The organism is Mesorhizobium sp. M1A.T.Ca.IN.004.03.1.1 (genome assembly GCF_003997555.1).
GTDB lineage: Bacteria > Pseudomonadota > Alphaproteobacteria > Rhizobiales > Rhizobiaceae > Mesorhizobium.
The window spans coordinates 16,556-36,536 of sequence record NZ_RZTV01000009.1 but is presented as its reverse complement, the minus strand read 5'-3'; the positions used below and the strand labels follow the sequence as shown (position 1 = coordinate 36,536).

At 61.2% G+C, this 19,981-nt stretch carries 11 protein-coding genes and 1 pseudogene; 5 read left to right on the top strand and 7 right to left on the bottom strand.

Features of this window, described 5'->3' with window-relative positions:
* Positions 1–91: 91 nt before the first annotated feature.
* Positions 92–484 (top strand): annotated as a pseudogene (locus EOD29_RS23835) (hypothetical protein); the annotation flags it as partial.
* Here EOD29_RS23835 and EOD29_RS23830 read toward each other — a convergent pair.
* Positions 442–3,102: a UvrD-helicase domain-containing protein gene (locus EOD29_RS23830; protein WP_245475392.1), complete on the bottom strand. Its 2,661-nt coding sequence runs from the start codon at positions 3,100–3,102 to the stop codon at positions 442–444. The pseudogene EOD29_RS23835 and the gene EOD29_RS23830 sit on opposite strands and share 43 nt — an antisense overlap.
* 454 nt (positions 3,103–3,556) lie before the next feature.
* Between EOD29_RS23830 and EOD29_RS23825 the strand changes: the two genes are divergently transcribed.
* Positions 3,557–3,787, top strand: coding sequence for a BrnA antitoxin family protein (locus EOD29_RS23825; protein WP_127248164.1), 231 nt, complete (start codon positions 3,557–3,559; stop codon positions 3,785–3,787).
* Between the two features lie 7 nt (positions 3,788–3,794).
* Here the strand turns inward: EOD29_RS23825 and EOD29_RS23820 are convergent, their stop codons facing one another.
* The 3 genes from EOD29_RS23820 to EOD29_RS23810 form a co-directional block, all read right to left on the bottom strand.
* Entirely contained in the window at positions 3,795–4,016 is a 222-nt protein-coding gene (locus EOD29_RS23820) for a hypothetical protein (RefSeq protein ID WP_127248067.1), read from the bottom strand.
* 103 nt (positions 4,017–4,119) lie between these two features.
* Positions 4,120–4,689, bottom strand: coding sequence for a DUF309 domain-containing protein (locus EOD29_RS23815; protein WP_245475412.1), 570 nt, complete (start codon positions 4,687–4,689; stop codon positions 4,120–4,122).
* 117 nt (positions 4,690–4,806) lie between these two features.
* Positions 4,807–5,421 carry a hypothetical protein gene (locus EOD29_RS23810; protein ID WP_127248066.1) on the bottom strand — a complete coding sequence of 205 codons (615 nt, stop codon included), beginning with the start codon at positions 5,419–5,421 and terminating at the stop codon, positions 4,807–4,809.
* A 137-nt stretch (positions 5,422–5,558) separates the two neighbouring features.
* Between EOD29_RS23810 and EOD29_RS23805 the strand changes: the two genes are divergently transcribed.
* From EOD29_RS23805 to EOD29_RS23795, 3 genes are read left to right on the top strand one after another with little or no spacing between them, the layout of a single operon-like run.
* Positions 5,559–6,314, top strand: a complete 756-nt coding sequence (locus tag EOD29_RS23805) for a damage-inducible protein (RefSeq protein ID WP_127248065.1) — start codon at positions 5,559–5,561, stop codon at positions 6,312–6,314.
* The gene (locus EOD29_RS23800) at positions 6,229–7,752 is read left to right on the top strand and encodes a DNA polymerase Y family protein (RefSeq protein ID WP_127248064.1); all 1,524 of its coding nucleotides are present in this window, start codon (positions 6,229–6,231) and stop codon (positions 7,750–7,752) included. Before EOD29_RS23805 ends, EOD29_RS23800 begins: the two co-directional genes overlap by 86 nt.
* Positions 7,749–11,009 (top strand): error-prone DNA polymerase, encoded by a 3,261-nt coding sequence (locus EOD29_RS23795; RefSeq protein WP_127248063.1) that lies wholly within the window; start codon positions 7,749–7,751, stop codon positions 11,007–11,009. The genes EOD29_RS23800 and EOD29_RS23795 overlap by 4 nt, the downstream gene beginning before the upstream one ends.
* Before the next feature lie 141 nt (positions 11,010–11,150).
* Here the strand turns inward: EOD29_RS23795 and EOD29_RS23790 are convergent, their stop codons facing one another.
* The 3 genes from EOD29_RS23790 to EOD29_RS23780 form a co-directional block, all read right to left on the bottom strand.
* Positions 11,151–12,185, bottom strand: a complete 1,035-nt coding sequence (locus EOD29_RS23790; RefSeq protein ID WP_127248062.1) for a hypothetical protein — start codon at positions 12,183–12,185, stop codon at positions 11,151–11,153.
* Positions 12,182–16,189: a hypothetical protein gene (locus EOD29_RS23785; RefSeq protein ID WP_127248061.1), complete on the bottom strand. Its 4,008-nt coding sequence runs from the start codon at positions 16,187–16,189 to the stop codon at positions 12,182–12,184. Before EOD29_RS23785 ends, EOD29_RS23790 begins: the two co-directional genes overlap by 4 nt.
* Positions 16,190–16,363: 174 nt before the next feature.
* Positions 16,364–19,306 carry a TrlF family AAA-like ATPase gene (locus EOD29_RS23780; protein ID WP_127248162.1) on the bottom strand — a complete coding sequence of 981 codons (2,943 nt, stop codon included), beginning with the start codon at positions 19,304–19,306 and terminating at the stop codon, positions 16,364–16,366.
* Positions 19,307–19,981 lie beyond the last annotated feature (675 nt).

The window sequence follows — 19,981 nt, the reverse complement described above, 5'->3', positions numbered from 1 at the left end:
CAGCGCCGTTCCTGGTGTTCGTCCGGCATTTTCTGGTCACTGATGAGAACTAGAGTCAGTATCTCATCGGGGCCGGTGCGGAACGTTTGCTCACGAGCGCCTGCTGCGCGTCGCTGCACATGAGGCGCAAGAGCGTTTCATTTACTGCACGAACAGGGTGGGCGCCAACATGGTGCCGGCCCTGTTCGATCCGGCTGAAGTTGCTGGAAGGCGACTGAGCGATGTCCGGGTTTATTACTCGCGCCGCTCCGGCCCAGTCAAACGCGGCCATGTGACGAGGCACCGTGAGCGGCTCAACGGCATCGTCGAGCTTGCGGGCGTGCCCGGGCCGCAACTGCATGCCAAGTTTCTGGCCTGGGACAGCGATCATGTCGTTGTCAGCAGCCTGAACTGGGGTTCCGCGTCAGGTCTGGACGACAACCCGCTGGATGAAATCGGCCTCTATTTCGAGGGCCAAGGTCTTGCCGTCAACGGCAATGTGTGATCGCAAATGGGATACTGGGTGCATCCGAAGAAGCGGCGGTTATTGCGTCCTCGTCGCTCTACGATCTGGCCGACACGACAGGCAGGACATTGACGCAAGGGCTCGCCATTGATGGACTCAAAGCGCAGGTTATCGCCGGCGATCTCGGAAAGCTCGCGGATATATCGAGATGGTTCTTCGCTGTTCGTGAGCAGGAACACGCCGCGGCTCGCACGGGTCAAGGCGACGTAGAATAGCCGCCGCTCCTCGGCATACTCGAATATCTCTGGACGCGGCATGACCAGATTGAGCAGTTCATCGTCCTCGATCTTGCTTGGCACACCGTAGTCACCTTCGCTGACGTCGAGCAGGATCGTGTAGTCGGCTTCAAGTCCCTTGGCTCGATGGAACGACAATCCAGCAACATCGATGTGCTCGAAGGTCGGCCTTGATCCCTTGAACGGGTCAAGTTGGTTGTAGCGCCAGAGCACCATCACGTTCAGTTTCTGGCGCGCATCGCTCCGCCACTGGGCTGAGATGCCACCGAGAAAGACGTCGAGGCGCTTGAGCAGCCGATGGCAGGCACCGCCGAAGTCGAGTTTACCTCGGTCGCTCTCGATGGGAATGACTCGGATCGATCTTGCGATGGCCGGTCGCGTCGACCGCACCGACTTCTTCAGCTGAGCGGGATTGCGCTGCACGAAGCTTGCGGCGGTTTCGGCGATGAGCTGGTTGCAGCGATAGGTCTGTTCAAGCCGACCTTGCCAGCTCGCGCCGAAATTCGCCTCGAACTGGGTGAATATTGTTATGTCGGAGCCGGCAAAGCGGTAGATGGACTGCCAGTCGTCGCCAACGGCGGAAATCTTGGCGAACGGCTTCTGGTGCTTCAGCGCCTTGATGAAGTTCGCGTTCGGTTCGGAAACATCCTGGAACTCATCTGCAAGGATCAGGGAGTAGGGACTCTGAAACCGTCCGGTTTCCACGAGGCGTGTTGCATTGGCGATCATTGAGTCGAAGTCGATACGATTGGCTTCTTCGAGCTTCCGCGAATAGGCTTCGGTGATAGTCCACACTGCCTGCGCGAAGGCCGTGGCCCGGGCATGGTCGTGCAGCGACTTGGCGCGCTCAAGCAGCATGTCGAGGGCCAGGTGTCTGGCGCGGATGTGCTTGATGCAGACCGCGATCAGCTTGTGATAGTGCTTGATCACGACCGGCTCGAGGGCCTGAACGATGGCCGAGTAGCTTTTTCGCTCGAATGGAACGGTCCGCTTCGTTAGCTCATACTCGAGTGCAGCAACCAGCGATCCATCGCTCGCTTGTGCGGAGGTGGTCTGGAACACATCCATTTCCGCCTTGCGATAGGCGGCCAGCTTGCTTTCGGCATGGATGACGTAGTCGGCGAAGGGCGACGAGCCGTCGGCATTGATGGCCAGGTGCTCATGGATCGTTTCACTGGCAGGGTAATAGAAGTCCGGATGCACGTGGAGGATGGCGCCGTTCTCGTCTTCGACCGCGATCTGCCGTTCGTATTCGAACTCGACGGAATGCAGCCAAAGCCAGTTTGTGATGGTCTGCTCCTGCAGCGACTTCACATAATTGCCGGCCAGCGTGCCAATGGTCGCGAGCCCCTTCTGCCGACGCACTGACAGATAGCGTTCGTGATCCGCCTTCGTATCGAAGACCTCAGCCGGGATATCCGCTTTAGGGTGCAGAACCAGGAGGTCGATCCAGAGCCTGGCGAATTCAGGGTCCGAGCCCAGCAGCTCATCGATGATCTGTTCGATCACCCTCGCCTCACCAGCAGGGTGCTCAACCCAATCGGCGAGTTGCGGCGGCCGTCCTTCGGTCTCCTTGATGATGCCGCGGCCCAGCGCGTGAAACGTCGTCACCCGGCATTTCAGATCTTCCTGATCGACGCCGAGTTGACGGGAAATCCGCCCTTTCAGCTCGTCGGCCGCGCTCTTGTTGAAGGCGAGAACGAGGATTTCTTCCGGGTGGTACAGCTGTTTGTCTATGACATAGGCGACCTTGCCGACCAAGGCGGCGGACTTTCCAGACCCCGCCGAGGCGACCAGCAGGTTATTGTCCTCCAGACGGATGCAGGCTTCCCGCTGCTGGTCGGACAAGGATCGTCCGTCGAGGTTATCGAAGAACGGACGGCATCTGGCGAGTTCGGCAGTGACGAATTCATCGTTGTACCTTTGGCGAATGGCTGGGTCGGTGAGGAATGCGAATGACGAGGGCAGCGAGCCCTTCAAATGCGCCGGCATCAACTCCGGATCGAAGAGGGGATGGGACAATGCCGCTGCGGCTTTGCCTGGAACGGCCGCGATCACTCGAGCGAGATCGGCATGGGCCAGATACTGCCGCTGGTGCTCCGTTATGGCCCGAAGCCGCACGTCCACCTCGTTCAGGCGGTCGGCCTCTGAACCAACCAGGTCGAACAGGTGGCTGTTGATGAAGGCGTAGAGATCAGCTGCGAGCTGAACAGCGGCCTGTTCTCCAAGACAGGCAAGACTATCGACACGACGGCGGGATCGAACTTCGACGCAATGCCATAGCAAGGCTTTGCTGACCGAGATTGCCACAATATCGATGCATGGCAGATCGATGCTGCCGCCCGAGACCAATCGCACCATTTTCGGTGCCGAAGGATTGAGCGTCAGCTTCCACCGTCCGGACGGCGTAAGCCGCGCGAAAAAACCAGGCCTATATGTTCGAGTGCGTCCAGACATCCTGGACTAGGTGCCATATCAATGGTTAATCCTCACGCCGACGATTTCGGAGTACAGGCGGGCGAGTGAAGTGTCAGTTGGCTCCTCGTGAGCTTGGCCATCCCTGGCTGCATGAACGGAAGACGGTGGTCTACTGCCATGTCATTGAAACGTCATCGGTGCCGGCCCATATGCGCATCGCGTCGGATGCCTCCTCCCATTGCGTCCGGCGCGTTCCCCTCTGGAGGTTTTTGAACCTTCATACTTGGCCGGGCCTAACAGTCCGGCCTTTTTCTATTCGTCACATCAGCATATGGCCTATTGTGGAGGCCCGTTCTCCCAGGCATGCATGAATCATCTTTCAAGCAGGTTCACGATATTGGCAAGTCCTCCACGTCGACCGACAAATCCGATGGCAGCGGCCGAGGCCGCCTTCAAGCCGATCAAGAAGCCTGCCGCACCGGTTCGAGGACCCTCGGCAGCTCCAAGTATCAGGGAGCTTGTTTCAATTAGGATAGATCGGGCTGTACTGGACTATTTCCAGGAGGACGGGCCGGGCTGGCAGGATCGGATCAACGATGCGTTACGGCAGGTGATCACCCGGAGTTAGAATAGCGTTAGGCCGGGGGCTTGTCGAAAATCATCGGCAAGCCACGTGCGGCCGCCATTTCGACGACCAGCTCCTCGATCGCATTATCGGAAAGCTTCGTGGGGATTGACCGCCGGATCTCTTTGACGAGATCGTGAATCGGTAGGGGCACGACATCGGCTCGATCGGCGAGCAACCTGCTGATTTCGATCACAGCGTCCGCGTCGATGTCTTTTGGCAAAGTTCGCATGCGCTACCCCCTCACCGAAATGCAATAGTGCCACTTTCTCCCCGTTGGCGATATGTGATCGCCCTGCGTGAGTTCAGCTGGTGGCACCACTGCGCGTAGGCCATCATATCGATCTGATGGGCCTTCCGCCGGAGCTTGGCCCGAGAATGAAGTCAAACACGGGTTGAGGCTGACCGAGCGCCGTCGCCTGCAGGGTTGCGGGGATTCTTGCTGCGGCTTTGGCTTGTTCGGCGAGCGCCGCGGGCGACATGCCGAGCGCTCGCTCGAAGGTGTGATCCGTCGTGTCCATCAGCCGGTGAAGCAGTCCAGCGGCACGCCCGGCGTGACGCACCGCCGCGGCATGCTTGCTCTCGCGGATCTTCACGCCGGCCGCCGACAACAGGATCAATCCCTTGAAGAACATCCGGAGCGGACCGCCTCGATCCGCAACCTGCCAAAGACCCTCCCAAGCCTCATGGGCTTCCCAGTAATAACCGTGATTGAACAGGTCGAGACCCCAGAGGAACATGTCTGAGTCAAGCGACGCCTCCGCGGCCAGTGGCATGGCTTCGCTGTCGTAGCTGTGTCCTGCGGGATCGCGCACGGGATGCGGTTGCCTGCCCGACAGATACGCATAGGATGGAAAGCTCTTTTCCGGCAGACAGCGCGGACGCAACATCAAACCAATTGCCATCAAAGATGTATAGCACGCCCGTGACCATGACCTGACGCTCAGTTTTGTGGCATGGCCACGGCATCGGGAAATGATCTTGGCAAAATAGCCGCCAGCCAGCGAGCCTGTTCTCGTGTCCTAGGCTGCGAAAAGGTTGAGTTGACGGTTATCCGGAAGTTCATGCGACCGCTCATTTCTCAGGCGGTTATATTCTTCTTCGAAACGCTCGCGCTCGAAGAACCAGATGCGCATCAGCGGATAGATACGCTCATCGTATAGCCGCCGCTGTTCGTCGGTGAGGTGTTCGAAATCCCAATCGTCGAGCAGGAAGGCGACCTCGTCTTCCGGGCGGCCATCATCGAAATAGCCTTCCTCGCATAATTCCTCGAGTATGCCGGAGTAGGCGGTCTGAAACAGCCATTCACTGCGCTCCTCCTCCGAGGTGAAGCTGAAACGTTGTGGTTCCCGAACGAGCTCGAGTTCGGCCGAACGTGGCACTTTGTGGGTAGGCCAGCCCGCACAGCAAGCTTGCACCGCCGCTTGGTCGGCCTCATCCCAGACGGTGCAGATCGCGAGTTCCTCCTCGGGTACCTTGCCGGCGAAGCCGCGAATATCCCAACCTTCGACCACAAAGCGTGCCGTCGCGGCCTGGTCGGGCGTGACGCCGGCTTTGTCGAACACTTCCTGGGCGGCGAGCAGGCCTCGCACGATCTCTTCCGGCTGCGCTCCTTCGACGCGGATGGTGATGGTCATCATCTGCCTCCATTGCTGTTCGGGAGCATCGACGCCTTTGGCCTTCCCCAGGGGCACGACATCATCCCGATTGACTCTTAGCCACGACGAGAACAAACGTAGAACATATCATAGGCTTTCTGCGTTTCAAGGGTCAGATGAGTGTATCGGCGCCCCCTGCTGCCATTTCCGAGCTTCGAGACCGCATCGCGCGCCTCGAAGGCGGAAACGCGCGCGCCCGCACGGTTTTGCCGTTCGGGGTCGCCGCGATCGACAGGGTCCTTCCGGGAGGGGGATTAGCTTTGGGCGGTCTGCACGAAGTCGCGGGCGGCGGAAATGGTGCTGTCGATGGCGCGGCCGCACTGTTCGCAGCAGGGATTGCCGCACGTACGGCTGGGAAGGTGCTGTGGTGCGTTACCCGGCCCGACCTGTTTGCGCCGGCGATCGAACAGGCCGGCCTGCCTCCGGGAAGGGTGATCTATGTCGAGGCCGGTGACGAAAAGTCGGTTCTCGCCTGCTTCGAAGAAGGTCTTCGTGGTGGATTTGGTGCTGTCGTCGCCGAGATTGCTAGGCTTTCCATGACGGCCTCGCGGCGGCTTCAGCTTGCCGCCGAAAGCTCCGGCGCCGTCGGCATCGCCATTCGCCGCTGGCGCCGCCAGACGGAGGCAACGGATTTTGGCCAGCCGACAGCCGCCGAAACCCGCTGGCGGGTGTCGGTCCTGCCGTCGACGCCCTTGCCCGTTCAGGGGATTGGACGGGCGCGCTGGCACGTTGAGCTGATCCGATGCCGGGCCGGAGAGAGTGCAGATTTTATAGTGGAGGCATGCGATGCCAAGGGTCGTATCGGTCTTCCTTCCGAGGTGGCCGACAGATCGCTTCAGAAGGAAATTGGGCGACGCCGCGCTTCCGCCTGAGACGCCGCTCATCCTGATCGGCCGCGATGGCCGCCGCCGTGTTGTGCTTGCCGCTGATGCGGCAGCGCACGCAGTCGGCCTGCGCATCGGCATGCCGGCGAGCAAGGCGCAGGCCCTTGTTCCAGGCCTGATCGTCCATGAGGCCGAGACCGATGCCGACGCCATGGCGCTTGAGCGGCTCGGGCTGTGGGCACTGCGCCGCTATGCGCCGATCGCCGCCGCCGATCCGCCCGATGGCCTCGTGATCGATACGACCGGCGCCGATCATCTGCATGGCGGCGAGGCGGCGATGCTGGCCGAGATGGTGGAGCGGCTCGGCGGCTCCGGCTTTGCCGCGCGCGCCGCGGTCGCCGACAGCTGGGGTGCGGCCCACGCACTGGCCCGCTTCGGTGGACGGCAGACCCTTGGGGTATCGTCCGGCGAAATTGCCCAGTCGATCCTGCCTTTGCCGATCGCAGCCCTTCGCCTTCCCGCCGCTACGATCGATAGTTTGAGACGGCTCGGTTTCGAGACAATCGCGGATCTTGCCGGTACGCCGCGCGCGTCGCTCGCTCTACGTTTCGGACCCGAACCCGGCCGGCGCCTCGACCAGGCCTTCGGACGGGTGAGCGAACCGATCGAGCCGATCCGGCCGGAGGAGATCGTCGAGGTGCGCCGCAATTTTGCCGAGCCGATCGGCGCGGCAGAAACAATCGCGCGCTACACGGGCAAACTGGTTGCCGAGCTCTGCGCTGAGCTCGAGACACGAGGACTTGGCGTGCGCCGGCTCGATCTTCTTTTCTTCCGAGTCGATAATCGCATCGAGGCGATCCGTGTCGGCACAGCAATGCCGGTTCGCGACACAAAGCGCCTGACCCGGCTTCTCACCGACAAAATAGAAACGATCGATCCGGGGTTCGGCATCGAGCAGATGCGGCTTGCCGCGTTTGCTGCCGAGCCGCTACGCGCGAAGCAGACGATCTCTTCGCTGGCCGAGGCGCTGGAACCCGATGTGTCGGATGTGATCGACATCCTAGCCAACCGTGTTGGTGAGGACAGGCTCTATCGCTTCGCACCAGTGCAGAGCGACGTTCCCGAGCGGTCGGTTCAACGTATCGCGCCGATGTCCCCCGACACCGGCGTGGGGTGGCCCGGCCATTGGCCGCGCCCGTCGCGGCTGCTGTCGCGACCCGAGCCGATCGAGACGGTGGCGCTTCTCCCCGATCATCCGCCGGTGACCTTCACCTGGCGCGGCGTTCGCCGGCGCGTGAAGCGGGCGGATGGGCCGGAGCGTGTGTTCGGGGAATGGTGGAAACGTGACGCTGAGCTCGCTGCGGTGAGGGATTATTTCCAGGTCGAGGACGAGAACGGCGAGCGCTATTGGGTCTACCGCGCTGGCGACGGCGAGGATGCCGCGACCGGATCGCACAAATGGTTCATGCACGGGATCTTCGGATGACTGGCGCAACCCGCTATGCCGAATTGCAGGTCACCTCGCATTTCAGCTTCCTGCGAGGGGTGAGCTCCTGCGAAGAGCTATTCGCTCAAGCGGCGCTCCTTGGCATCGAGGCGCTGGCTGTCGTCGATCGCAATTCGCTTGCCGGCATCGTGCGCGCCCATGAGGCGGCGAAGGCGACAGGCGTCCGGCTGATCGTCGGCTGTCGCCTCGATTTCGCCGACGGCATGTCGATGCTGGTCTATCCGACCGATCGGCTGGCCTATTCGCGTCTCTGCCGTCTGCTTTCACTCGGCAAAGGCAGGGCCGGCAAAGCCAAATGCCATCTCGAATGGGATGATGTCGTCGCCTATGGCGAGGGGCTTATCGCGGTCCTGGTGCCGGATCAGGCCGATGATGTCTGCGGCTTGCGTCTACGACGCCTGCGCGAGGCTTTCGGCGATCGCGCCTATCTTGCGCTCAGTTTGCGCAGACGCCCGAACGACCAGCTCCGGCTTTACGAGCTGGCGAACCTGGCGGCCGCGATGCGCGTGCCCACCGTCGTCACCAATGACGTGCTGTTCCATGAGCCGGCCCGCCGCATGATGCAGGATGTTGTCACCTGCATCCGTCATAACGTCACCATCGACGACGCCGGCTTCCGGCGCGAACGTCATGCCGACCGCTACCTCAAATCGGCGGACGAGATGGCGCGGCTCTTCAGCCGTTATCCTGAGGCCCTGGCGCGCACGATCGAAATCGCCGACCGCTGCCGTTTCTCAATGGACGAGCTCGCCTACCAATACCCTCAGGAAAAGACGATGCCGGGTCTCACCGCCCAGCAGGCACTGGAAAAGCTGACCTGGGAAGGTGCAGCCCAACGCTACCCCGAGGGTTTGCCCGACAAGGTCCTTGGCATTCTGAAACACGAACTGCGGCTGATCGAGACGCTGGAATACGCGCCGTACTTCCTGACGGTGAACTCGATTGTCCGTTTCGCCCGCAGCCAGGACATCCTCTGCCAGGGCCGTGGCTCGGCCGCCAATTCGGCCGTTTGCTATGTGCTCGGCATCACCTCCATCGATCCCGAACGCAACAATCTTTTGTTCGAAAGGTTCGTCAGCCAGGAGCGGCGGGAGCCGCCTGACATCGATATCGACTTCGAGCACGAGCGGCGCGAGATCGTGATGCAGTGGGTCTATGAAACCTACGGGCGCGACCACGCAGCACTGTGTTCGACCGTCATTCGTTATCGCACCAAGGGCGCGGTCCGCGATGTCGGCAAGGCGCTTGGCCTGCCCGAGGACATGACGAAACTCCTGTCGTCGCAGGTCTGGGGTCATGGCGAAGCGGTCGACGAGCAGCGTGCCAGAGAGCTCAACCTCAATCTCGGCGATCGGCGGCTACGCCTGACCCTCGAGCTTGCGGCCCAACTCACCGGCACCCCACGCCATCTCTCGCAGCACCCGGGTGGCTTCGTCCTGACGCATGATCGGCTCGACAATCTCGTGCCGATAGAGCCGGCGGCGATGAAGGATCGCCAGGTCGTGGAATGGGACAAGGACGATATCGACGCTCTAAAGTTCATGAAGGTCGACGTGCTGGCGCTCGGAATGCTGACGGCGATGAAGCGTTCCTTCGATCTCCTGTCCGAGCACAAGGGTGTCACACTCGACCTGGCCACCATCCCGCCCGAGGATCCGCGCACCTATGCGATGATCAGGAAGGCTGACACGCTCGGCACCTTCCAGATCGAATCCCGTGCACAGATGTCGATGCTGCCGCGCATGAAGCCCCGCACCTTCTACGACCTGGTCATCGAGGTGGCGATCGTCCGTCCGGGGCCGATCCAGGGTGACATGGTCCATCCCTATCTTCGCCGGCGTGACGGCAAGGAAGCGGTGACGTTTCCGACGCCGGAGCTCGAGCGCGTGCTCGGCAAGACGCTCGGCGTGCCGCTGTTTCAAGAGCAGGCAATGCAGGTCTCCATGGTCTGCGCCGGCTTTTCAGCCGGCGAAGCCGACCAACTGCGTCGCGCCATGGCCACCTTCAAGCACACTGGTGGCGTCTCCAAATTCCGCGACAAGCTGGTCAACGGCATGATCGCCAACGGCTATACGCCGGAGTTTGCCGAAAAGACGTTTTCGCAATTGGAAGGTTTTGGCAGCTATGGCTTCCCCGAAAGCCACGCCGCCAGTTTTGCGTTGATCGCCTACGCCTCGTCCTGGATGAAATGCTGGCATCCGGATGTCTTCTGTGCGGCGCTGCTGAACTCGCAGCCGATGGGCTTTTATCTGCCGGCCCAGATCGTGCGAGACGCGCGCGATCATGGCGTGGAGGTCCGCCCGGTCTGCGTCAATGCCAGCCGCTGGGACTGCACGCTTGAGCCGACCGATGTCGAGGATCGCTTTGCCGTCCGGCTCGGCCTGCGCATGGTGAAGGGTCTCGCCAATGACGACGCGGCCGCGATCGTTGCTGCGCGAACCGATGAGCCCTTCCTCTCCGTCGACGATCTCTGGCGCCGCGCCGGCGTGCCGGCAGCGGCGCTTGTCCAGCTCGCCGAAGCCGACGCCTTTCTGCCGGATCTCAACCTTGCCCGCCGCGATGCGCTCTGGGCTATCAAGGCGCTGCGAGACGAGCCGTTGCCGCTGTTTGCGGCCGCCACTTTCCGTGAACAGAAAACCGTACCGGAGATCCATGAGCCTGCCATTGCGCTCAGGCCGATGACGGCCGGGCGCGAAGTCGTCGAGGATTACGGCCATGTCGGCCTGACCTTGCGCAGCCATCCGATCTCATTCCTGCGTGCCGATCTCCGCCGCCGCCACATCGTGACCTGTCAGGAAGCGATGCAGGCGCGTGACAAACGATGGCTCGAGGCTGCCGGCCTGGTGCTGGTCCGGCAACGGCCAGGCTCGGCTAAGGGCGTCATGTTCCTCACCATGGAGGATGACACCGGCGCGGCAAACGTCGTCGTCTGGGTCAAGGTGTTCGAGAAATTCCGGCGCGTGCTTCTTTCGTCGGCCATGCTCGGCGTTCGCGGCCGCATCCAGCGGGAAGGAGAGGTGGTGCATCTCGTCGCCCACGAGCTGACCGATCTGTCGGCCGAGCTGGCGAGCGTGGGAAATCGCGACACTCCGTTTCCCCTGCCACACGGTCGCGGTGACGAAGCCTATCACGGCGCGCCGGGTATCGATCCTCGCAGCCTGCCGAAGGGCCGCAATGTAGTGGATCCATACGAGCACATCGACCGCATCAAGGTGAAGACGCGGGATTTCAGATAGGACGTTGGCGGAATTAGGCTCACCCTTCGCCGAATTCACGCGATGATCCAAATACGAATTCGGCGGGCCGAGCGTCGGGATGGCCGCTTTGCGCACCATGTCGACGTCAGAGCTGCGTGGGCCTCCAAAAGCGGACATCGCCTACCCTCGGATCAGCTGGCCTTCATAATTCGGCTCCAGCGTGAAGCGCCACAGCGGCATACGGCCGTCGCCGTCTTTCTGACGCAGCGCCCCGAACCATTCCGGCTGCGCCGGTGCCGCGATGCGGACAACCTCACCATTTTCGATCGTGCGGTCCGCATAATAGCGGGCGAACATGCGGCTGAGGAACCCTGCGGTTTCGAACCCTTGATGGCTCAGTTCGGGGGGAGCACAGTCGAACTCGAGCGCAATCAGCCGGTCGCCGTCGACCACTGCTCTCGGCTCCTCGGTCTCCCAGTCGCTATATTGCATCACGGTCCATGCGATCTGCTGGTCCGACCGGTCCGACACCTCGAATGCGCCGCTGAACATCTGCGCCTGACCGATGGTCAAGTGCACGGTGCCATCCGGTGCGATCGGGCTTGTCCGCTCGGAATCCATCGTCAGGCGGAGAAGAAGCGGCGCTCGCATGCCAAGTGATTCATCGCCGAGCGATGCCAGCTCGCTCACCTTGAGGGCTTCCATCATATCGAGGGTCAGATCGCCGCCGCCCGGAGCGAGCTTCTCGGGATCGACGAGCGTCCATATGGACCAGCGAGCCCAGAATATCGCCAGCTTGAGCGTTCCTCCCGTCGCCGCAGCGTAGCGGTCGAGAGACTTGCGGTAGTCGCGCGTCAGGAGACGGCGACGCTGACGAAAGGCGTTGCGCTTATAGACGTTCTTCACTTCGACCAGCCAATTCGTCCCGTCCTGTAAGACGACCCTGAAATCGGGGGGCTGCATCTTTTCGGACGCAAACACCCGCCCGCCGTCCTCCGGCTTGATGAGCTGGACCTCGCCCAAGCTCACGACTAGTGCCTCGAACATTGCTTCGGCGCGCTGCCCCTGAAGAAGGATGGGGTCTTTCAGGGCGCGATCGATCGCTTGCTCAACGTGAAGCCCAAAGGCAGGGCGTATCGCCGCATCATTCAGGTTGATGTCCGTGCCTTCGCCGAATCGGGAAAGCTCGCGCAGGAGGTCGAAAGGCTTGCTCATGACTTCGCACCCTTGGGGTTCAACCAACCCAGGACCTCCCGGCATATGACAGGATCGCCCAGGTCGGCGATCAAGGCATCCTCGGCGCTCTCGGTTGGACCGGCATTTACCCATGCAAGCGAGGGGTGGTTGTCGGGAAGGACCTGCTCGATCGTCGACTTGGAGGACTCGCATGGGTCCACCGCGGGCCAGAGCATCAGGAGAATAAGAGCTCGCCGTTTGGGGTTCGCCGATATTCCACGCACGAGCTCTAGACGTTCGTCAAGAGACGCTCGACGCGCCGCGAGGAGGGTCAGCATGGCGGCGACCGACGGCGCGCGGGTCGCCAGGAGGTCTGTCGTGATTTTGCCTACCACGGCGGAGTCCAGAGTCTCTGCTTCCGCCAACAATGCGTGGGCCGCCGCGCGCCTGATGCGAATGCGACCCGGCGCGACGGCAAGCTCGAACAACCGCTCTTGGAGCGCGCGCCCCCCTTGCGCGGCGATGATCCTGAATAAGTCGGCACTGACCTGCCAGTCGGAGGTCTCGAACGCGATCTCCTGCAACTGCTCAAAAATGGCCGAATCAAGAGGCGCCAGACCGGCGATCGCATCGACTGCCGCCCGCGCGATCGGGAAATTATCGTCCTCGCCATAGTAGCGCGACGACGAAGACCATTGATCCCGCGCGAGGCGCAGCAACACTGGAAGATGGTCCCGATGAGGCTTGGCGACCAGCAGGCGAACCAAGGCCTTTCGCACCGGGCTCCCCTCAGCGTCCGCCAAGGCGAGCAAGTCCGCCGACAGGGGCGCCGAAACGCTCTCTCCGACTGCTGCAAGCACCTTCGCCACGACATGGGAGAACCTATGGTTGAGCGCCCCCGAGATGACATCCTCCATGCCCAGCACGATGGCCGCGTCAACGGCTTCGACGCAAGCATCGTCGTCGTCGCTGTGGGCGAGCGTCCACTCTATGTCAGCGCGCGCGGAGGCTGAAAGGTCGAGGTGCCGACGAATGCGCAAGCCACAGACGCTCGGGCTCGATCGTGCCGGCCTAGCCAGCAGGGCGATGGCCGCCGGAGAGAGAGGCTGCGGTTTGTCCTCCCCACCCTTGCGGGCGGCCTCGCAAAGCTCCTGAAGGGTCGAGTCGAGATGATTCAGTGCGGCGATGGCGGCGGCTTCATGCTTGTCGCCGTCTCCGATCCGCCGGTCCTGAAGATGAGCGAGGTCGACGATGAGTTCGACAAGCCTTTCGTCCTTACCGGCCTGACGAAGCTCATCAGCAATAGGCGCCAGAGCATCGGGCACTTGTTCAATGAGGCACGCCAGGGCGGCGTGCCGTACAGCGCTCAGCGGCGATCCCTGACTGATGCGGAAAAGGAGGCGCTCCCGGTATTGCTCGTCCCAATGTTGCATGAGGACAAACCATAGGGCGTCTTCCTCTTCGCCATCGAAGCCGGCGGCGAACGCGCCAGCTAGTTCATCGTCCGACGGCCGCTCAGTCTTCGCCCCGCTCATGAGAGATCGCATCCAGTAGGAGAGAAGCGGCGCGGCGTGCCGGTGCTGCGCTAGGCTTCTCCAGCTCTTCGCCTCACGGACGCGATCTGCATAGGCTCGCAGGAATTCCCCCGCTGTATAGCCATCGTCATTGTCTGCGAGATGTTCAGCATAATCGCCGTTGTAGACTTCATTGATGATGGCGAGGTGGGTCTCGCGCGCCTTCGCTTGCTCGTGGCTCGTCGGCGTGAGTTCCTTGACCGCAGCGTCGACGATAGGCTCGAAGCCGTCCAGGTCGCGCAAGGCGCCGGCAGCGACGACGTCGGACGAATGCGTGACCCCATGGCGGACAATCACGGCTGCCGCTTCGAGATAGGCCGGGGTTAGGTCCGGCGCCAGGCGATCGAGATCGTCGACGAGAGACTCGCTGTAATGATCGCGATCGTTCGGCAGCATCTCCCTGACGAAACGCCCGGCGATCGCGGATATCGCCGGATCTGAGCGTAGGCGGTCATACCAGGCATCGGGATGGCCCGGACGTCCCCACATACGAAACCCGCCAAAGCTTCGGTCGGGTCGGTGCAGGAGGTAGCGAGCGAACTCGGCGACGCTGGACGTAGGCGATCCGGCCGCAGCCGCAAGGCTCAAATGCTCGCTCAATTTGCTGGACGGGTCGGCCAGGCGATCGGACAGCCATCCGTCGACCCTGGCCGCCGTCTTCGGCCGCGGAACGAGCGTCAGCTCCGGAATGTGTTTGGCGGCTGCGACGATGCGCGCTGCGACCCCGGCGCCCCAATCTTCTGCCGGTCCATCGGGATCCGTCAGCACGTCGAGGAGCGTGCGCAGCGCGAGGCATACTGGAACCGCATGGCGCTTGAGCGCGCCCTCCACACCGGCTTCGACGCGGGGGTGATAATAGGTCACATCCCCAGCGCCTGAACGCAGATTGCGTGCAGCGACGAAGAAATCCACCAACGGCATGACGCCTTTTTCAAAGGCGGGGAGGCGTTCGGCGAGTTCCAGCTCCAGGCTGCGAAGCACCCGGAGCGACAGGCGATCGTTTGCCTTCAGGAACCCCCAGATGACGCCGGCGGCGCGGACATCGTCCCGTTCCTCGATCTGCTGGATGACAGTCAATTCGATCGACTGCTCATGTGCTTTGGCGATCGCATCGCTTATGAAAGGATGCTCCCGGTTTCGTTTCGGGCGCCCCATGGTGCGCAGCGCGTCGAAGAATTTCTCGATTTCAAGCGGGGTCGCCAAGTTGTCGAGCACCTGCCGCTCGGCGTCGGCCGCCAGCAGGCGCACGTCACGCGGTAGGGTGTCGATCCTTGTGCGATAGAGCCGCTGCCGCTCAGGCTTGCCGTAGTGTTCCGCTTCAAGCGGGACGACCCACCGCTCGACCGATTTCAGCGCGCCGGACGACAAGGCGACGTCCCGCCGGCTCGTGGCGATGATCATGCTGTCGGCGCGCGCCCGTCCCAGCCATTGAGCGAGTTCGTCGTTCCAAGGGCGGCTTGCGGGATCGAAGTCGTAGCGGCCCCAAGGGTCCTCGATGTCGTAAAGAACCGGCGGAGGCGTCCGGTCATCGCGCAGCTGCTGCGGGCCCCGGCGGATTGGAACGCGCGTCAACCCCGGGTTTTCGCGGCGAAGCTCTTCGTAGAGTTTGCTCGTCGCGAGCGTCTTTCCTGTTCCCGATTGCCCGACGATGATGGCGGCGTATTTGGGCGCTCCCATGGCGTCGCGCAGTTCCTGCCAGTTTCGGGGATGCACATAATCGTCGAGTTGCGGGGAGCTCGCGAGATAACCGTCGTGGCTCCGGATAATATGCGAGAGCTCTTCCCGACGCCATCGCCCTTCGCCGACCCGCCGGACGCGGAGACGCGCCTCTTCGCGGAGCGCGCGAAGACACTCGACCCAGCGCGCGTTTGGGATGCCAAATCGTTCGATCAGAAGCCGTTTAATTTCCTCGACGAGCCGGCCTTCATCCAGGTTGCCGATGATGGCGACGCGTCCCGAGGCGCCGGCCGGGAGCGCTTTCGCTGTCGTAGCAGGCATTCCGCTCCTCTTCGGCCAGCTTCCGGCGCTTTTGACTCTCAGACCTCTTGTACCTCCGTTCAGCGCTGCACTTGTGACGAGAAGGTATCGGACAGTCGAGGTGGCCAGCCGCCGCGCGGCGGACAGCCGTGTCGCACTTCCATGCTTCAGCAGACGGTTGATGCCGTCGACGGTCCACGCGTCGCCGCCGCGCAGCTTCGCTTGCACGACGAGTGTGTAGCCATCCAGACCGACGCGGGTCGCCACGCGCCCCGGCTCGTGGTCGGCCAGTTGTGCTTCGAGATCTTCTTCGGTACCGGGCTCAAGCTCGACCATCTGAGTCAGACCGGAACCGAGCATCAGGTCGAGGGCAAGCCAGATGGAGACGTCGACCTGATAGTCGTAGCCAGCTAGCGAATGGGCGCCAGAGCCTGCATCCTGCCCGTCGGAACCGTCCGCTGCGACCGCCGGTTCCTCATTCACTTCCGCCATTATTTCATCCCGAATAACGCGCCTGCGTTATTGCGAGGGCACGCAGATTTGATGTGAGTTAAACAGCAAGTAACAGAGCCTTGGTAGCGCGTTGCCTGCGATAGCTCGTCTGAGCGAGGCGAAATCCTATTTGCTGCGTCAAAGTTGATAACGCTCATAACTACCCCAGTCCCCCTAAAACTTAATATGGAGCCGACGAGCGCGATCGCGGAACGCTGCCTCTCCGCCCTCTAGAATCTCGCAGACACTTTGACGGATATCTGCTTCATCAAGCCCACCGGACCGGTATGTGATCCCTGGCAGGCCGTCACCCGTCATCTCAGAAACGTTCGCAATGATCACCTGGTCTGCATCCGTGTTGATGACCAAATTGGCATTGTGGGTCACCATGATCACTTGACGCTTCCGTTTCGCAGCCCGGAAGAGAGGCACCAATTCGTCATAGATCGATTTGGGGTCCAGGTTCTCTTCGGGCTGGTCGATGACCAAGGGTTTGTCATCGGCGTCGTCGAGAGCCAAGTAAAGCAGGATCAGGACAATGCCTCGTGTGCCCGGCGAAAGCTTCTTGATGTCCGTACCATCGTATTTGATGCCATATTCAATCGAAATGTGGTCGGAGCTGTAAAGCCATTGCGCGAAGCGTTTTAACCACTTTCGGAAGCCATCTGCGTCCTTGGCTCGATCGGGTGCGGGTTCAAGCAACTCCTCCTGATGCTTTTCACGAAACCCTTCCATCGCCGCTGCAATTGCATCGACGTCGCCAGTTTCCCACGCCTTTTTGAGCTCTTCGTTTGCATATTTCAGGAGTTTGCCTGTTCCCCGGAATGGACCGGTGCGGAGATCGAAGAGTTCCTTCTCCGCCTTGTCGGCCCAGGCTTTGACGTCAGCAACACGCGACACGGTGAACGACAATTTTGCCAACGTTCCACCCTGCGTGGCCAGCCTCAGCATCAACGGAGCATAGAGATCCTTCAGGACCGTCTCTTCGGCTAAAATGGCCGTGAACACCCGTTTGTAGCCGCCCTTACGATCCTCGTTCAGCTCCGCCCGGCGGACCGCAGCGCCTTCGCAATCGGACAGCTTTTCTTTGAGGACGGCGAGTTTCGCTGTCTCTTCCGTTATGCGCTTGGCATTGATGGCAAGTTTCTCGGCAGTCTGCTTGTCGACCGCGACAAGGCTTTGCAGGCGCTCGATCTCTGCCTCCAACACCGCCAGCGAAAGCTTGGTCCGGTCCGCGCCGTCTGCGACATAACTGCCGTTTTCCAACAGGCTGGGTGTCGCAGAGCCTTTCCAATAGGCGACTTCGGTGTTGGACAGCGCAGCCTTGGCTTTGATCGCCCCGTCGACATCCCCGGTGAAGTTGAGCAGGAAGCGCTCCCAAACTGGCTCATCGAGTTTGCTGGCGGCGTGCGCAGCCTTCAGGTCCCGAAGAGTTTGCGGGCCGCGGTTTAGCCTTTGGTCCAAAACGTCGCTCTGGAGGTTCTCGAGGCCGGCCTGCTGCTTGGCATAATACCTGAGATATCCGCGTACTTTGTCGGCAGCAGCTAGGAGATCCTGCAGCTGTTGGGCAACTATCGCGCTTGTTGTAGAGGGGACCAGAATGCCTCGGTCCTTCTCATACCCCTTGATCAACGCGTCCTTCTCGGCGATTTGCTTTTTCAAGCCACTTACGGCCGTAATTTTTTCCCGCTCCGCAGCGATCAGCTCGGAGATGTTGTTCATGGCGGTTTCTTCACGTAACCGAGCCTCCCGATGCCCTTGGGCACGAAGCTCCAGCAGCTCTTGGAAGTTGATCGTTCCATCCCGATCCCTATGAGCTTCAAAAATGACCCGCTCGATCTCCTGGATCATTTGAGGCATGCCGTCCGGCGAGCAGAGCCGATCGACAAATTGCTGGGAGAGATAGCGAACGCGTGGAAATGTGTCCCGGTCCGCACCCGGGCGCTCCAGATCCTTCGCGTCTGACGTTTCCCCGCTTAGCCATTTCACGGAAACTTCGGAACCCCATAGATGCTCTTGCGCCCGCTCCAGGAAGGATGGGCGGTCCGCATCTTCGAAATAGGCATCGCAGCCGGCGGCGATGATGTCGGCCAAGGCAGTCTTTCCCGACCCCCTGGCGCCTATGATGGTCACCAAACCGGGGTTGAGCCTGATGTCAGGCGTCCTCACCCAAGGTGCGCCATGGATCTTGATATTGTCGATCGTTTGTGACTCTGACGACCAGCTGGGCGGCGTCGGCCCCACGTAGGCGCGGTCGGGATCGATACAAGCTTGTCGAAGGCCATCGAAGCTCGCTTTCCCTTTGATCCAGCAAAGCCTGTCTTCGGCCGGCTTCCCGACGAAGGAAAGTTCATGGGCATCGCTTCCCCATAGGCAAGGTTTCAGGCCGCCGTATCCTTCAAGGATCTCCTGGGGGCTCGCTGTTGCACTATGGCCAAGCCAGAAATCTCGCTGTTTGGTGCTGCTCGCAAAGATAACATTCGAGATCTTTTCGATCTCTTCTCTAATCGCTCGGTCCGCTCCATCCCTAACGCCGGAGGTTCCATCGGCATTTCCCGACACGGCGACGATAAGGTTGTCACGGGCCCATTCCATGCTTCTGAATGCAGCCTGAAGTCCATTCCGAGAGACCTTGAACTGCGTCACGCCGACACGCAACGCGGCCTTGTCATCGGTGGCAAGTGACCTATCCATGCGCTTCCCGAGCCGAATCAGATCTGCTGGCGAGCAGCAGTACTCGTCCTCAGCGGTGGAAAACTTGAGTTGCCGCAGAAATCTGTTCAACTCTTCGATGTGCTTGGGGTCTTCTGCGTTTGCCAGAAGGTGGATATTCACGAAATGGCCTTTTACGGTTCCCATTTCCAGCCTGAGTTCAACATTGGGAAACAGGAACTCACACTGCTCTAGACGGCCTGCCTCTTTCGCCGCTTTAACGCGCTCGTACGACGAGGTGACGCAATAGTCGGTAATGCCGATTGCCCGCATTGGCGGTGCGGCATTCTCGAGCGCAGCGATGTAGGCTTCCCACCCGTCTGCAGGGTAGCGATCCTCCAGGACAGTACCCGGCGCATGGATATGCGGCTCCCACCGCTGCCAGTCAGAACCTTTTGACAACATCAACCCTTGCACTCCCCCGAAGACACACTGTGTAATTTATCCAGCGGTTTGACAATTTTTCCGTACACAAGCTGTGCGCATGGGTAATTTTGCTCAACGCGCAGTAAAGCCGCCGAGACTTTCGTTTAAATTTGGCCGACCAGGTTAAGGCTGACATAGGCAGTCTTCGAACCAACGGTGGCGATCCACTCACGCAACGCCTTGGCAATTAACGCCAAGGCAATTGTCGGATCGAAAGTGGCCTATCCGCTTCCGGCCCAAGGCTAGCGGCGGCAATGCGCCTCATGTCCGAAGTTGAGAAACGATTCCACGAGACGGAGCTGTCGAGGCGTCGGAGCCCCACGAAGGCTGATCCCGCGATTCTTGAGCCGGCAGCTTGAGAGGCCTGTTTAAGGTCCATGCCTAGACGCCGGAAAATGGATATAGCGACGAAGCTGTTAGAACAGTGGGGGCTTACTCCTACTGCCACGCTCGGGTCGTCGGTCCGGGCCAAGGGAATCCTTCTCGAAGTGCAGGCTCGCCTGCCATTGGCAGTGAGGAAGATGCTGGACATCGAGGCCGGGGGTAGTCGTCTTGCGCGTTCCGGAACGTGTCGATGGCGATTTCCGGGGCTGCGTTGGCGATTGTGTCGAACACCCTTCAAGACATTGAAGACCTGCCCGTGATCCACCGTGA